At 42.4% G+C, this 15,496-nt stretch carries 11 protein-coding genes and 1 other RNA gene; 1 reads left to right on the top strand and 11 read right to left on the bottom strand.

Annotated elements, in window-relative coordinates; all coding sequences use genetic code 11:
- Positions 1 to 315 precede the first annotated feature (315 nt).
- The 11 genes from ssrA to QUB35_RS20875 all read right to left on the bottom strand — a co-directional run bounded on the left by ssrA (position 316) and on the right by QUB35_RS20875 (position 14,980).
- Positions 316 to 706, bottom strand: a transfer-messenger RNA (tmRNA) gene (gene ssrA, locus QUB35_RS20925).
- Between the two features lie 360 nt (positions 707 to 1,066).
- Positions 1,067 to 2,824, bottom strand: a complete 1,758-nt coding sequence (locus QUB35_RS20920) for a serine/threonine-protein kinase (RefSeq protein WP_333143677.1) — start codon at positions 2,822 to 2,824, stop codon at positions 1,067 to 1,069.
- A 55-nt stretch (positions 2,825 to 2,879) separates the two neighbouring features.
- Positions 2,880 to 3,044, bottom strand: a complete 165-nt coding sequence (locus tag QUB35_RS20915; RefSeq protein ID WP_333143676.1) for a hypothetical protein — start codon at positions 3,042 to 3,044, stop codon at positions 2,880 to 2,882.
- Positions 3,045 to 3,061: 17 nt separating this feature from the next.
- The gene (locus tag QUB35_RS20910) at positions 3,062 to 5,389 is read right to left on the bottom strand and encodes a hypothetical protein (protein ID WP_333143675.1); all 2,328 of its coding nucleotides are present in this window, start codon (positions 5,387 to 5,389) and stop codon (positions 3,062 to 3,064) included.
- Between the two features lies 1 nt (position 5,390).
- Positions 5,391 to 9,344 carry a hypothetical protein gene (locus QUB35_RS20905; protein WP_333143674.1) on the bottom strand — a complete coding sequence of 1,318 codons (3,954 nt, stop codon included), beginning with the start codon at positions 9,342 to 9,344 and terminating at the stop codon, positions 5,391 to 5,393.
- Between the two features lie 164 nt (positions 9,345 to 9,508).
- Entirely contained in the window at positions 9,509 to 9,745 is a 237-nt protein-coding gene (locus QUB35_RS20900; RefSeq protein WP_333143673.1) for a type II toxin-antitoxin system Phd/YefM family antitoxin, read from the bottom strand.
- A gap of 141 nt (positions 9,746 to 9,886) precedes the next feature.
- Positions 9,887 to 10,846 (bottom strand): nucleotidyl transferase AbiEii/AbiGii toxin family protein, encoded by a 960-nt coding sequence (locus QUB35_RS20895; protein WP_333143672.1) that lies wholly within the window; start codon positions 10,844 to 10,846, stop codon positions 9,887 to 9,889.
- A 175-nt stretch (positions 10,847 to 11,021) separates the two neighbouring features.
- Positions 11,022 to 11,672, bottom strand: a complete 651-nt coding sequence (locus QUB35_RS20890) for a hypothetical protein (RefSeq protein WP_333143671.1) — start codon at positions 11,670 to 11,672, stop codon at positions 11,022 to 11,024.
- A 46-nt stretch (positions 11,673 to 11,718) separates the two neighbouring features.
- Positions 11,719 to 13,857 carry an ArnT family glycosyltransferase gene (locus QUB35_RS20885; RefSeq protein ID WP_445252088.1) on the bottom strand — a complete coding sequence of 713 codons (2,139 nt, stop codon included), beginning with the start codon at positions 13,855 to 13,857 and terminating at the stop codon, positions 11,719 to 11,721.
- A 293-nt stretch (positions 13,858 to 14,150) separates the two neighbouring features.
- Positions 14,151 to 14,729, bottom strand: a complete 579-nt coding sequence (locus tag QUB35_RS20880; RefSeq protein ID WP_333143670.1) for a hypothetical protein — start codon at positions 14,727 to 14,729, stop codon at positions 14,151 to 14,153.
- 41 nt (positions 14,730 to 14,770) lie between these two features.
- On the bottom strand, positions 14,771 to 14,980 hold the full coding sequence (locus QUB35_RS20875) for a hypothetical protein (protein WP_333143669.1): 210 nt from the start codon (positions 14,978 to 14,980) through the stop codon (positions 14,771 to 14,773).
- Between the two features lie 110 nt (positions 14,981 to 15,090).
- Between QUB35_RS20875 and QUB35_RS20870 the strand changes: the two genes are divergently transcribed.
- Positions 15,091 to 15,423 carry a DUF565 domain-containing protein gene (locus tag QUB35_RS20870; protein ID WP_333143668.1) on the top strand — a complete coding sequence of 111 codons (333 nt, stop codon included), beginning with the start codon at positions 15,091 to 15,093 and terminating at the stop codon, positions 15,421 to 15,423.
- Positions 15,424 to 15,496 lie beyond the last annotated feature (73 nt).

The raw sequence follows: 15,496 nt of genomic DNA, 5'->3' as shown, positions 1-15,496 counted from the left end.
GGACTGGCTCCAACAACGCACACACAGGGTGAAGTTATAATTATATGAGCCCGCAGCGTAGCTAATGGGGTTGGTAATTTATGGTTGGCTGTTGACGGTTGCAAGGCGGTGAGGACGCAAATTGAAAAACGACCAGCAAATATTTCAGTCCCCTGGCGGGGAAAAGGTAGAGCACTGCAGGGATTTTGACACGGATACACGAATGAGTTGAGCTATCTGAGCCAAACAAAAGGGCTCAGAGTTAAATCTGAGCCCTTTATAATGCTTTAAAGTAACTTTCAACTGGTTTAAACCATTGATTTTACGCTACTTTTTTTATGGAACTGGGCAGAATCGAACTGCCGTCCAAAGCGGGTATTTACCTTCCGATCGTTCACAGGTTTATCCCCTCTAATCCTCGGGGCGGGAACCATCTTTATCCTAAATGGGAGGATTTTCTAGTGATTGCTTTCCTAGCTAGCCGACTAGAAACGTTTAGCTAGGGCATCCGTTGGGGGTTGTTATGCTACCGTTAACGGAGTTAGGTGGCATACACTCTAAACCAAGCTCAAGAAGTTTTTAGGCTACAGCTACGGCTTTGCGAGCGAAAGGAACGATGTTGTTCGCATTTACTATTTTTTTTGAGCCGATATTAACGAGAGTAGACTCCCTCTCGACCTGCATCACGGAGCAGCTTTCGCCACCCTGTCGAAACCATTACAGCCCCTCGTGTGTTCTTTAATCATAGACAATATTTCGTGTTGCGTCAAGCGATTTTAGATTTTAGATTTTAGATTTTAGATTTTAGATTTTAGATTTTGGCACAAAGCTGAGTCTGGAATATTTACATCTTCCACCATTTTCTTGAACAGGCAAGATGCCTGTTCCACAAGAGTTCCAGTTTTTTTGGGGGTGAGCCGCAGAACCCGCCATTGAAAGGTTTATTGACAGTGGTCAAGTCGATTTTAGATTTGGGATTTTAGATTTTCGATTGGGGATTAAAGAAACCGGGTTTTTTGCGGTTAATGCGGGCTGTAACGAAGTATCTTGCAAAAAAACCCGGTTTCTGACCACCCGTGCGTAATTGCTAATTATGCAAGTTCTCCTCCCAGACGCCGATGTAAATCCGATCGCGCTCATTGCGTTCGATCGTCCCTTCCAGCGAACCCTTCCTAAACGTAAACCGATTACTCCGGCGCTGCTGCACGTCGCCCAAGCCTTGCAAAATCTCACGGCTAGCGCCGCCCACCATCCCGTTTAAGGCGGTTCGCACCACCAAATCGTCCACAGACTGGGCAAAAGAACCCTCTGTTTGTACTAGCTGGCCCGAATCGCGATCGTAAATGTAGCCGAGAGTAATCCGATTTGGCAATATTTCGTAAAGTGCGGTGCGAGTATTCGGCCAATAGCCCCGCGCTTGAGAGTCAGTCGGTTCTCCCAATTGGGATAAAATCTGACTTTCCGGCGTACCAACGGCAAATCCTGGGATTGTGGGAGTTTTCTGATAATTGGTTCCCGGTTGTTCGCTGGGTGCGGGCGATCGATCTGGCGGCAACTCCTTGTCAACAAGTTTTTCTGTTGGTGTGGGTTCGACAGCTTCGGGAGAAGGCGCTGGTGTTGGTGCTGGGGCGGGTGTTGGAGTTTCAGCAGCAGGCGCTGGAGTTTCAGCAGCAGGCGGCGGAGTTTCAGCAGCAGGTGGCGGAGTTTCTCTGGGAGTCGGTGCTGGCGTTGGTGTGGGCGCGGGGATTGGTGTGGGGCTTGAGCGCGCGTCTGGATCTGCAGGGGCCGAAGTGCGATCGTCCTGGGCCACCGGTGCGGGTTCCGAAGACGGCCGGTTGAGGAAAACCCTAGCAATACCGACCAAACCTGCCACAATAAGTGCGATCGCCACGAACCCCAAAATCCACCAAACCTTGCGGTTGTTGTCCCCAGAAGACACCACAGCAGGCGCTGTTCTGGAACCCGCCGGCGACTGAGGCCCGTGTCCCGGAATCACCGCCACCGTCGGCCCGGTGCTCGGCGACGCTGCACCCCCCTGCCCATGCAGCAGCGACAGCCACTCATCCACGGTAGCAGGGCGATTTTGAGCTTCTACCGTCATCCCCCGCATCACCGCAGAACTGACAGCCGCACTTAGCTGAGGCTGCAAGTCGCGGGGTGAAGGCATCGGTTGGCTGGTGCGTAAAATTGCAGCCACCGGCACCTGTGCTGTCAGCAGAGTGTAAAGCGTCGCCGCCATACCGTAAACATCTGTGGCTGGCGTATATTTTCCTTGGGCAAAATACTGTTCTGGCGGCGCGTAGCCGTCGGAGACCATATTAGTGTGACTTTGGGTTGCACCCGGAGTAAACTCGCGGGCTATGCCAAAATCAATCAGCACGACTTCCTGAGTACCTTGGCGCAAAAGAATGTTTTGCGGCTTGACATCTCGGTGCAGCAAACCCTTTTGATGAACTGCTTTCAAAGCAGCCCCTATTTGAGTGATGTAGAGAATTGCGAGATTTTCTGGCAGCGGATTATTTGAACCGACTACATCTGCCAAATTCTGACCGGCAATGTAGTCCATCACCATGTAAGGCTGCCCGTCTTCCACAAAGAAATCGCTGACGCGGACAATATTCGGATGAACGCAGGAAGCCAACCGCCTCGCTTCGTCTTGAAACTTGCGATCGAACTCAGCAAAATTGGGTTGCTGCCGCAGAGATTCGTTGAGCGTTTTTATGACTACAGGCTGTCCTAAATAGCGGTGATTTGCCCTGAAAGTTATTCCAAAGCCGCCGCGGCCCAATTCTTGTTCGAGGGTGTACTTTCCACCCTGTAAAGTTTTGCCGATTAGCGCATCCATAGGTTCAGGCGATCGCGTACCAGATAATATGGCTGATTATGGCACGTATGGTCGGCTAAGTTACCAGTCTAAAGGGCGATCGCAATCCTCGATAGGCTCTAAGTAGCAGGTTGGCTTCTAGCTGACGTTGATACTTGTCTCCCGCCTCAGACCAGGTGTGAGTGTATCCGATGCTCTTCTGGGATCGCTGAAATATCTGGATGTTTTCTGAAAGCAGCATTCAAATTCATCCTTTTTTCAATTTCCCATTAATTCCTTTACTACTTTTTGTAACAGGGATAATTGACTGTTTTCACCGAGTTTTAAAACATTTTGAGTTAGCGTACTAAAATGTAAAGCTGTGATGGGATGCTCGATCAGTTCAGAGCTGGCAATTGACTCTCCTGAATATCTATTCCCAATCAAATGATAGACTCTAAAGCCTTTCTTAATCAATTTTCCGATACTTTGTGCTGGAGGAACATAATACTGAATAAATGTTTCGTTCTTCAAATCCAAGCATATCATATTTTGGATTTTGTTAATAGGTTGAATCTCGCTGTTGTAATAGGATATCAAAGGTAATAATCTACTACTATTTTCACCTTGAATTGTTCGGTTGATTGTTAGCTCTCCGCTTTCGACATCTTCAATAATACCCATCCGTCCAATTAAGGTTGGCGTATAAAAATCATTTGTATAACAACTAATATACAGAGCCTCTGATTCATCTACAAAATATTTTTGATCGTTAATTAATTTTTCTGAACTATTTTTTCTCCTTCTTAAAAAGCGAAATTTAGATTCTATTTGTTTCAAATCGCGCATTAAATTTTTTATGTATATGCAACCATCTTGATACAGAAATTCTACCGCAACCGCTTTAGCTTCCTTGTTTTTAGGGCTGCGTACATAAATACTAAAAAATTGTTTTTCCGGAAATGATTGATTAGTAATACGCAAGCCCAAGTTCGGATTTGTAAGACTCTGGGATATCCAGTTCTTAATTCCCAACTCAATCAAAACTTTCTGAAATTTTGGGGAAATATTTATCTTGTATTTAGCGCAGAAACTTTCCCATTGTTTGCTATCTTCTTGCCCTATTAGATAAGCAAAAATAGAACCCTCTACATCCAAAAAATCACCCTCGGTAAAAGCTTTCGTCTCCTTGTGGAGACTAGCTCGATCGATTTTACGCTCTGTATAATTAAGAAGCGCCCAATCAGATTGCTCATCTCCCACAGCAGTAAATTCTGGTATATCTATCCCCTGTGTGCTAAAAAAGTTTCCTGTCTCCAAATAGTTAAATCTTTTCTTTAACTGTGAATAAAAATCTACTTGCGATTCACTATCTATTGTTGGTGATGGACACCAGAGAGCGTCTTTTCTCTGGTAAGCCATTGAACCCGATTCTTCCTCCAAAAGTTTATTGAAAACCAAATAGTTTTTTTCCGGTTCGAGTTGAATATCTGACCATTTAATAGATTCCGTAATTCTCCAGCAAATCTCGTCCTCACCATCAGATTCTACTTCTTCATAGGTACTAACTGTTTTTCCATCATTGTAAAATGCGAGAGTAGATACGCCTTGATGTTTCAGAAAATGTTGCAGAACTTGTTGGTCAGATTCAGCTAAATCGACCCCTGTATTGTTAATAATTTCTAACGTTCCTACAGATCCTATGTCTTTGATGAAATGGTTTTCTAAGTAGTGGTCAGCCTGAAAATGAAGAGACTGGAAAGCAATATTGCACTCACTTAAAAAACCCTCAAATTTTGTCATGAGGTTTTGGTAATGATAAAGCTGAGTCTTTTTGAACTTGTCATATTTTTTGGGATCGCTATCAAATTGCATAAAATAAATATAATTTTTGCTGCGAGCATCTAGATCGCGGTCAAAGTAGTAATTCTTATTTTTGTATACCAACAACTCTCCTAAATTATCACCATCTACAGTCTTGTAATCTTTGCGATCTTTTTGTAATAAGAACTTTCGGTTTTTTCGAGACAATGTTACTGTTAGTACATTATGGGGATTGTATTTGATTAACAAATTCTGTCCCCATACAAAAAGAGCGTCTTTCGATTTGCTGAGCGTCGTGGAATGAAGTAACAATAATTCTTCAAAACCATTTATTGTTTCAACAAATAAGCCTTGAGACAGAATATAAAACTTGAAAATGAGGTTAAAAATTCTTTCTCGATCGCTAGAATTGTCTGTAAATAATTTTTGCCATCCCGAATGATTTTTATTAGGGGATAAAAAGAACACATATTTTCGGCCACCAGTATAGGATAGGAAGTATTGAATGTCTGAATTTTCCCGTTTTTCCCCATGTTCAGCCAGCCTTTTTTTGATTTCATTTTTAATGTCTTTATGCCGTTTTTTATAAAACCTAGCCCGTGACTCCTCATTCTCAGAATCTTTATCTTCAGCAATCGGATCTTTAAGAATAAAATGTTCTATCCCTTGTCCGCTTTTAAATAGATACTGAAACAGTTTTTCGGCAACTTGTTGTGGAGTTTCTAAGATTTTTAGTTGGTTGGTTCGCGATATATCTGATAATGCTGCTATTTTATTTTTCATTTTATTTCTCCTTGGGGAACAAAAACTCTTTGAGGATATTGGATTGTACTGGACAATTGCGCTCGTCAAAGAAAATCAAATTTCCCGAAAATAGCATGGGTGAGTATTGTTGATTTTTTTCTTGGGCGGCGTGCAAGTTAAGAAGTAACCCTCTCGCGGTGCTAAATTCTGGATAGTCTGAAACAATTTCCTTCAGCTTGTTTTCGGTTTTATCCAGGGTCTTTTTGGACAGGCGATTTCCCGAAGCCAGGCTCCAAGCTTTAACATCAATACAAAATAGCGTATTCTCCTTGACATAGTACAAATCAAACCGCTCGTATAGCTTACGATACTTTTTGAAATCTTGCAATGGCTCAAAACGATAGCTGGATTTTATGTCTTTCCAGTCTTTACCTTGGAAAATTACATCTTGAATCCAGCGTTTCACAAAATTTTCAGCCAGTGAAGGAGACAACACATCGTAAAAGAAATGCGGACGCGGAATATAACTATTAAAAACTTCAGGTTGTGGCATCAACTTGTTGTACAGTTTGTAGATTAAATCAGTCGAAGGATCTAGCGAGCCAATTTCATTACTTTCTAAGTCATAGCCTCGCTCGGTGATTTTTAGATATTCAGGATATAACCGCTTCTGGTAAGGATAGATTTTTTCCCCATTGATGCTATCACTGATAATCTGGATTTTTTTACCGCTTTCTTCGTCGGAAGCTAAATATGGCGTAAATTCAACTTGTTCTGGGTGGTGATAGAATAATGATTTAATAAAATCATCAGTAAATAGCCCTGAATCTCGCAACTTTTCCAGATACTTGGCTGGGTCTTTGAAAACAATTGGGTCGCGCAACGCATCCCACGTTTGTGCAATATCAAAAGTATGTTTATTAAGATGAAAGCGCTCGATTTCCTCCAACATTTGTCTTCTAAACGCTTGGAAAGCCAGAGTGGCATCAATCTCATCAATAACATGATCGTCATAATCCTTAATTGCTCGTTTTTTTTCTTCTTCTCGAACGCTTAAGTAGACTTTGTGGTTGTTAACGGAAAATTTCTGAATTTCCTCTTTTTCTTCTCGTTCCAGGTATCTGTAAAAATTCACTAAATTTTTTCTGGTTTCTTCATTAACAAATATTTTTACCACTTGGTTGGGAAAATCGCGTCTCTCAGATCGGCCGATCGCTTGCAAAACTTGTTTCCCTAATAAAATCTGGTGTTGCTGCTGTCGAAATTCTCCAGCTTCGGGTTGACTGAGGTATTGGTTGAAATCTTTGATTTCAAGATTAGACTCTCCCAAATTTACAATACTTTTCATTAAGGCAAAATGGTAAAGCGTAATAGATAATCCCGAATCTTTTGATTTGTTAAGCGATGGGCCCATTACTGTATAGTAACTGTCCATTAACAAAACTAAAGAGTCGAAATCTTTTTCATCGCCGTTAGGGTTTTTGATGATAGGATTCAATCCTTTGGAAGCTGATTGATAAGCCGATATAAAGAAGATTTTCTCCCCTTCTTTTTCAACCAGCTCATCCAAATACGTGTGAGGAACTTTTTTGTCGCAGTAAAGACTGTTGAATGAGGCCTCATACAAAATTATTTTAATCTTAATATTACTCTGATATTTCTGATGCCTCACTTCCATATAATATATGTTTGGATGCTCAGGTGACACCTCAAATATAAAGTTAGCCTGATTGCGTTGCTCGCAATGTTGAATTAACTTTTTAATCCAGCGTAGAGTTTGAGTAAAAGCAATTGTTTCTTGAATTGAGTCATCCTCAAACAGGTAAAACAAGAAACGAATAAACTTTTGAAGTTCTTGGATTTTGTAAATTCCCAGCCAATTCCCATCCTGTTTGAGATCGTCGATAAAACTTTTTAAAATAGTTTCTTCAAATCGTTCCACAACTTTTTGAGTTTCGTTATTTGGGAAAGACAATAAATCCTCACCGAAAAACTTTACTGCAATCTGTCGCTTCGCCTCACGACTCTCTCTGATGTTTTCGCAAAGCGATACTTCTTCCTCGCTCATTTCCTTAAAGGAACTTTCACCGGATTCACTAGCATTACGCAATTTATCTTTGAAATACTGCATATCATAGCTCGTGCTTAAATCTCCTAAAATTCCTCCTGTTGCTGAAATCATAAAAATCACATTACTATTATTGCATAACATGGAATTTATCTTGAATTCAGGCGAAGTCAATATAGCCGTACTACCAATAGAAACTTCTCTAAGAGCGCGATCGATAAGATTATTTTTAGGATTTTGATAACGAGAAATTTCTTTGATATTTATGATAGACTTATAACTTTCATAGACATAAGTAGTATTTAAGTATTTTAGCAGTTGATTTTGCGAGGGGCTTTCTTCACTTGCCTTTTGGACTTTAGCTATTTGTTTCGACCAAATTTCTAAAGAACGGGATTGAGAATCTTCAGCATCTAAGACGTTAGCTAGAAAATCTTTGATGGTTTTGATTTGCGATCGAACAGCTAGAATGGCATAAATTAACTCTGCTACAGAAGTATTATCTGCCACTTTTTCCTCTGTGATTTGGACGTGCCCGCCAGAAGGTTTGGTTAAAAACAATTCTTGCAGGGGTTCGAGGTTGTAGATGTATAGGTTGTTGTATGCAAAAATGTTCATTAAATCATCACAGATTTTATTGTAAAGCTTTTGAGGAATCAATAAACTTCTATTATTCTCGAATTTTGAAACAACTCTGGATAACCTTTCAAGATTAAATATAATGTGATTTGGTTCATCATGATTATCGAAAATTTCCAAAATTTCTTTCAGTGATTCGTCAAGCCCATTTTTAATTCCTACTATCTGTTGTAAAAAATTGATAGAGTTTCCCTCCTCAACAGTCAGTCTTTGATATGTGCGGGCGAATTTTTGCAATTTTTCTTCTAGAGCTTTGTCTTTTTCCAAGTGTTCTTGAAATTCGTAAAAAGCTCCCTTATTCTTATCTACAAAATTTAAAAAATCTCTGTTTTCATTGTTTTGAGTTGAAAACAGCATCGAAAATTCTCTATTGATAGATGACAGCGCATTATTGATTGCCAGTTTTTCAGGAGAGATGATATCAATCTTCTTCTGTAGCATAATTTGATAGCCATCTTCCTGCTCGTCCAAGGCAAGGATAAACTTTCTGGAGTTATCTGTATGCTGAATAACATATCGATCGAGATGACTGCTTTTCTTGACCCATTTTGTACCGTTGTGGATAAAGTACGGAATAAGCGTTTCAAATTTATCATACGTGAGCATCAAAATTCCCGATTTGTTTTGCAGAAGGTGGAGGGGAAAAAATATTTCAATTAACTTTAAACATTCAGCAGGACAATTACTTTTATCTAATTCACATTGGATAAAAAATTCTAAAAAGCTTTCAATTAAATAATTCAGTTCCCATATTGCTTTATCAGTCTCAGATTTATTAAAATCCTCATCTCCCAAACCTGTGTTTTTTACATATTCAAGGCGTTTAATCACATCTTTTACTTTCTCAAGGTTTCGTCTATTTGCCTGAAGCTTTTCATCAGTACATACTTTTCGATCGATCTTCCCAATCTTTTTGTTGTTGAGAATTAAAGATATCAATTCCTTGTATAATTTGATATACTCATCCGTCGTTTTCATTGCTAACGAATTTATTTTATACACGGGAATATCTGGGTATTGGCTCTCAACTGAAGTGGGAACACATAAGTGTTCTCTCAAGGGGGCAACATATATACCGATTATTTGATTTTTTGGATATTCTTGTATGGTTTTATAAATCGCTTGAAACAATTGGTGAGTTTTTCCTGAACCCGTACCATAATTGATAAGTTTTAGTTGGGGACGGTTTTCGAGAAAGCTATCTTCAATAGTTGTAAGGTAGGAATTAATAATTTTGCAACGAACTGATTCTAACTGCTGATTAAGATCGTCTGTTTGCTTTTGCATTATGTGTTATCACCTTATCTAGAGTAAATACATATCGTGGGATAGTCTTTTCTTTGACTGATACCCATAGTAGCGCCTGAACTCTTGTGCTTTGTCTCGTAAATTGCTATACACCAGTTTTTTAGCATCTTTCTGTGCCTGTTTGGTGTATACCAGATTCCCATTCACCACTCCAAAGAGCGATCGCACTCCTCGATCGACGTTGCCATTCCTTCCCGAATTGATTCCCGCATTCCCGGCACTGAGAGAAGATACAGTGTTTCCTCAACAGATGCGGAGTCAGATTCAGATAATAACACTGCATTGCTAGTTTGTCCTGCGATCGCGATCGGTTGATGCGACTGACTCCTGGGAGCGATCGACTGCGACAACTGCTTTTGGGCTTCATTGATTGGAATCATAATCTTCCACTCGTCTAAATAGGCTTTTCTAGATGAAATTGGGTGGTTGTAGACACTCCCTTAATTATGAGCGATCGTTCCCTTTCAGACTTCTATGATATCTATCTAATTCCTTGATTCTATAACCAGTTATCTACAGGTTCAATCCTCAAGGTTGGCAACTGTCGGTGCTAAGGCTAGTGAAAGCCGAGCTTGCCAATCCTTTGCCTCACCTTCAACCCCAGGATACTCTAGCTTAAAGTTGTCCCAATCTAGATATACTGAACACTGTGATTCTGCCCAAGGAAATCCAGATTTCCAAGAAAAGTTGGGTTTCCATGCAGCCTGATTCTTCCAATCTTCACTTGAATGAAGCACTTGATAAAGAATGTCAAAGGACAATGAAGTTTGCTCCGCTAAGAGTGTTGCATCATACAAATCTTTGCCTTGTGGATACATATCGGTTTCTAACCACAGCAATTTCCATGCCAATGACAGTTCTTTAGAAGCTGCCCACACTAACCTATTTTCACCAATTGACGAAGGGATATAGACCTCAATTGGATCGCACAATAGTTCTTCATTAAAAACCACATCCATATGCAAATCTCCTGAAGGAAAACCCTCTGCTTTCCAAGGAAAAATAATCCGCCTACCTGATGCACGTTCATAAGTCCAAATCTCTGTTATGGAGATTTTGTCAACGTCAATAATCGCATTACCTACATGAGGATTATCTGAAACTATCTGAATTAATCCATTGAACAATTCTCTAGATAAAGGGGAATTGACGCTAATATCGTGAGGTCTAAAAACCCAGTCTATATCACCGGGTTCTCTCGCCACATCTCCTAACCATGCTTTCAGTAATAAACTACCTCGTAAGACAAGGTGATCTTTCCAGATTGAACAACTAATAATTTGCAGCAGATAATCCATCACTTGCCGACGCATATTCAGCCATTGAGTTCTAATCTCTGGATCTTGAAATATTGGCTCTCCCAGACGAAATGCTCCCCGAAGATGCTTTTGGGGAATTAGTGCCGGCTCGAAAACTGTTGGGCGTTCAATTTCCTGACCTTGTTCTGAAACAATGATGTATGTCTTCGGATCGTATTTCATTAATCCTCCTTTATATTATGCTTGATAGTTATTCATGTGAAATTGGTGAATTTTTCCCTATTATACATCCTATCAGCGAATTTTATATTGTGCTTAATAATTATTAAGCCTGTGAAATTGGTGATTATTTACCTATTATTCGGGCTATCCTCTGATTTTATATTGTGCTTGATAATTATCCGTGTAAAATTGGTGATTCTTTCCCTTGAATCCAACCTGCGTCAAGGTCAAGATTACTATCATAGACAACAAATTCTGCTTCGACATCGATTGCTAAATATCTCAAAGTAGCGATCGCTTTTAAGAGAGTTTGAAGTTGTTGTTGAGCTTCAACACGACCCACGGAGATACAACGCTGAGTGACAAATCGCTCGTGATATTGGTCACTCCGAGTCTGGAAGAGATTACGAGAGAGATGAGCAGAATGTCTTTCGGCAATGTCAATCAGAGGCAGAATATCAGCAGAAGGTTCAAGCAACAGTTTGATATGATGCTCAAAATAGCGATCGCATGGATGGTTTAGTGCTTCGGCATTAGACTGCGGAACACTCTGATTCCACTGTGGCACCTCAATTTTGATGCGTGTCACCGTGAAGCCTTCAGCATTTAGAGATTGGCTTGAATCAAATGCCGTCTTTAACTCGTTTGTCAGGCTACCTTGCCCATGCCGCGTCAACATTAGTTGAGATACAGTAACCCCACGGTCTAGAACTATATGGAGAAGTTTTAGACCATGATTAATGCCCCATTGTTCAAGCGCCTCTACTCTGTCCAAGTCCTTGAGGCCAACGGTAATGTGAGTTTCAAATTTTCCAGTGAATTCCATGAATTCTTCCTAATAGGTCGGCTCACCGGAGTCGCAGTATAATGCACTATCGAAACGCTGTTCTCGGAACCCTTGCGAGTTGGTAAGCGCCCCGACTGTCCAACAATTGATATTGATTTGGCTGCAATCCTAATTCCTCAAATTTGTCGGGATATCCCAGTACCAAAACAGAGGGAGAAATTGGGTTTTTAGATTCCTTAATGTAGTCGATCGCCCCTCTGACACGTCCGTAGTAAGTCACCGGCCCTTGGGTATAAAAAACCAGACTTGGTTTCCAGAAACCCACCATAATAAACTCTTCCCCCGGCAGTTTTTGTTGAACCGCAACCTGTGCTAACTGTCTCAGAGGTAACTGACGGTTGATATCAACCAAATTGTAGGCCGGAGTAAGACCAAAGATGATAAATGCTACTAACCCGATGAAGTTAGCAACCAAAATCCAGCGCTGTTGCCGCTGCCAAAGTAAAAGTGCGATCGCCACCGCCGCAGTTATCCAAATCACACCGCCTACAATCAGCAATCCCGACTGCTGAATTGCTTGCGGAAAATTGGGCATAGCCGGGTCGTCTCCGAGCCAGTTGTAGCAGTAGAAAGTTGCTCCCGCTATAATTAATAAAAATACGACATTGAAAATGTATGTAACTAACAGCCCTCGCGGTAAAGAATTCGGTTTTTTTTCTAACTTTGCCCGCCTGCTTTCGGGTTCGTTGCCTGCAATAATATCGCTCCACAGCAGCGTTACCAAAATCGCAGCGGCGGGGATTAAAGGCAATACATAACTCGGCAATTTGGTCACGGCGATCGTGAAAAAGCCAAAGATGCAGCCGAACCAAAATAGGGCAAATAAACTCAACTGAGCCGATCGCGGTTGACGACGCCAGTAACTGCGCTGCCAAAAACGGGTGCGGGCGATCGCCACCGGCAAATAAATCGACCAAGGTGCGAAACCAACTAGCACTACAAAAAAGTAAAAATACCAAGGCGCGGAGTGCTTGTTGACTACTCCAGTAAAACGCTGGAAATTGTGATAACCGAAAAAACTGTCAATATAAGTTTGACCGTTGGCTAAAATAACGAAAATGTACCAAGGCAGGGCGATCGCCAGAATAATCAAGATTCCCGACACCGGACGCATTTCGCGCCAAAGTTGCCGAAAATTTCCCAAATAAAGCCCGAAGCAGCCAACAATCAGCGCTGGCAAGACAATTCCCACAGGCCCCTTAGCCAGAATTGCTAAGGCAATTAGTACGTAAAAAGTCAGATACCACTTATTGGGAAATCGGGAAGCGGAAACAGTGGAAAATTCTGCTTTTTCTCTCTGTTCTTCTAGAGTGTAACCGAGAAAAAATGCGAATAGTGCGGAACACATACAACTAACTAATAGCATATCGGAAACGCCAGTCCGTCCCCAGGCAATAGTTTGGGGATTTAAAGCTATTAGGGCAGCACCAATCCAAGGAGTAGAAAGAAAAATAGGAATACTAGGAGAGGGGGAGAGTGGGGGAGTGGGAGAGTGGGAGAGTGAGGGAGGAAAGACAGTTACATTCATCCGTGTATCCGTCTCCAAATCCGTGTCGTACCCTTCTTCCTTCTTCCTTCTTCCTTCTTCCTTCGATTTCGATAGGGTATAAAATCCCATGCAAGTCAGACCGATCGCGCACAAGGCCGAGGGAAGACGCACGGCCCATTCGTTAACGCCCAGAGTGCGGTAAGCCACCGCCATCAGCCAGTAAATCAACGGCGGCTTGTCAAACCTGGTTTCGCCGTTGAAATAAGGAGTGATCCAATCTCCTGTCACCGTCATTTGACGGGCGGCTTCGGCAAACAACGGTTCGGTTTCGTCAACTAAACCGATGTTGCCGAGATTCCACAAGAAACCTACCCAGGCGATCGCGCACAGCCATAAAAGCGATAGCAGCAAAGGTGCGATCCTCTTCGTTGGCGTAGCCCCCGTAGGGGCGGGCTTTCCTTCGGATCGCTTCGCTAACGCTAACGGACGCTTCCTAAACTCTGACAAACTTTTAATAAATTCCTTCACGCAAACTTCCTGCGATTTTAGATTTAAAATTTTCGCTCGCATAGAGAGTCTACCGAAAGATTCGCATTCTCGAAACTCCCAATTCGATCGAATCTGGTTAAACAGAGATGTTACACCATTCTCAACAAGGCTTTTATGAACAGGCAAGATGCCTGTTCCACAATAAAATTCACTCTTTGTGGAACAGGCATCTTGCCTGTTCTTGAGAATGGTGCAAGATATCAGTTAAACAGAGATGTTACACCATTCTCCACAAGGCTTTCATGGGCGGGCAGGATGCCCGCCCCACAATAAAATTCACTCTTTGTGGAACAGGCATCTTGCCTGTTCTTGAGAATGGTGCGGCTATGTGAGTTTAACCTCACATAGCCGCACCATTCTCAACAAGACCGTATCAACCGGCTTTCTCGACCAAAATCTCGGCACCTGCAGCTAAGGGTTCACGGCTGCAAAATTAATTGCCATTCTCCGGCTGTGCTGTTCCAAGCGGGCGTGGGTGTCTCCCCGGCGACGTAAGGCCCCCAGTAGTGGCGAGAACCATCCTGAGCAAAAACCACTAAAATGTCTCCCCGTTTGACTTGTAACTTGCCCTCCGGCAGCGATAGCATCAGTCCCTTGTCGCCACCTTCCCCCGGCGCAAAATCCCAGTGCGCGGGTTTGCCGTAGGATTTCTCGGCTTGCCGTTTCGACAGCAGGGCCACTCGCACTGGGTGTTCGCTGCGGTTGCTGACGCGCAGACTGCCGGCGGCTTTAGCATCTACAGGGATTGAGGAAAGCAATTCCTCCTCTGGATCTGGGGGGGTTGGTGTGGAGTCGGGTTTGGGCTCGCTGGCGGTGTCTGCAGAAGCTGTCGCGACTGGGGAAACGGGGGGTGTGGGGGGATATGCGGTGGCTTGTGAGGGCCAATCGCTGGACTGATTGGAACCGTTGGAGATAGTGATTTCAAAACGTCCTAGAAACATTCCTGTAATTAGGACGATCGACACTCCAATTACGATCTGGTAAATTTTAAGATTCATAAATTTTAGGCTTAAAGGATAGACTGCACCCGCAATGAGTCTTAACTATTTTTAATGTAAAACCAGGGGTTGCTGTGCCACAAGATACAGTTACACTTAATTACTTGACCGTTCTCGGCGATAAGTCGCCGATCGCTCAATACCATCTTAGATGTTAAATTTGAGATTTTAGATGGCGACATACTGACCCCGGTAAGGATTTGGAGTTGGTCGGGAGTGGCATTTTTTGACTCATCGGTATAGCTTTTCATACCAGTTGAAAAAAAGAGTGCCACTATAGGCGCGTACTCCAAACCCCAATAGTAATCAGTAATTCCCCATCTCAAATCTCAAATCTCGAATCTCAAATTGTATAACTTTTATGCAGAATACCCGAATTAACAGATTAATTGATGTTCTGGGCGATCGCTTCCGAGGCTGGCTGAGCAATCCTTGGCGGCGGATTTCGCTCCTGCTAATTAGTCTGCTATTCGGCACTTTTTTGGGAACTGCTATTTCGACGATCGCCGGACAATCTGCGGATTGGGATATTATCGCGGCCGGGCTGTTGGTGTTGTTGACGGAGTTCGCGAGCTGGCTGGTTTACGGCAGCCCGCGGCCTGTAGCCCGTTCTTTTTGGGTGGATATGCTCAATGCTCTGAAAATTGGCGTGACTTACAATTTATTTGTGGAGGCTTTCAAACTAGGCTCGTGAACGAACCTGACGGTCAACTGAGTACAGTTAGACCGCAGGCTTCTTTTTCCTTTTTTTCAAAGGCTTTTTTGAG

Origin of the sequence: Microcoleus sp. B13-B6, assembly GCF_036705405.1 — a bacterium.
Classification (GTDB): domain Bacteria; phylum Cyanobacteriota; class Cyanobacteriia; order Cyanobacteriales; family Microcoleaceae; genus Microcoleus.
Note: the sequence above shows the minus strand (reverse complement) of the source record. Positions and strands in the feature narration are given on the sequence as shown.

Excerpts from the sequence above, each read along its gene's own strand:
- QUB35_RS20920 (WP_333143677.1), bottom strand. The coding sequence starts at position 2,824 with ATGGATGCGCTAATCGGCAAAACTTTACAGGGTGGAAAGTACACCCTC.
- QUB35_RS20915 (WP_333143676.1), bottom strand. The coding sequence starts at position 3,044 with ATGCTGCTTTCAGAAAACATCCAGATATTTCAGCGATCCCAGAAGAGC.
- QUB35_RS20910 (WP_333143675.1), bottom strand. The coding sequence starts at position 5,389 with ATGAAAAATAAAATAGCAGCATTATCAGATATATCGCGAACCAACCAA.
- QUB35_RS20905 (WP_333143674.1), bottom strand. The coding sequence starts at position 9,344 with ATGCAAAAGCAAACAGACGATCTTAATCAGCAGTTAGAATCAGTTCGT.
- QUB35_RS20900 (WP_333143673.1), bottom strand. The coding sequence starts at position 9,745 with ATGATTCCAATCAATGAAGCCCAAAAGCAGTTGTCGCAGTCGATCGCT.
- QUB35_RS20895 (WP_333143672.1), bottom strand. The coding sequence starts at position 10,846 with ATGAAATACGATCCGAAGACATACATCATTGTTTCAGAACAAGGTCAG.
- QUB35_RS20890 (WP_333143671.1), bottom strand. The coding sequence starts at position 11,672 with ATGGAATTCACTGGAAAATTTGAAACTCACATTACCGTTGGCCTCAAG.
- QUB35_RS20880 (WP_333143670.1), bottom strand. The coding sequence starts at position 14,729 with ATGAATCTTAAAATTTACCAGATCGTAATTGGAGTGTCGATCGTCCTA.
- QUB35_RS20875 (WP_333143669.1), bottom strand. The coding sequence starts at position 14,980 with ATGAAAAGCTATACCGATGAGTCAAAAAATGCCACTCCCGACCAACTC.
- QUB35_RS20870 (WP_333143668.1), top strand. The coding sequence starts at position 15,091 with ATGCAGAATACCCGAATTAACAGATTAATTGATGTTCTGGGCGATCGC.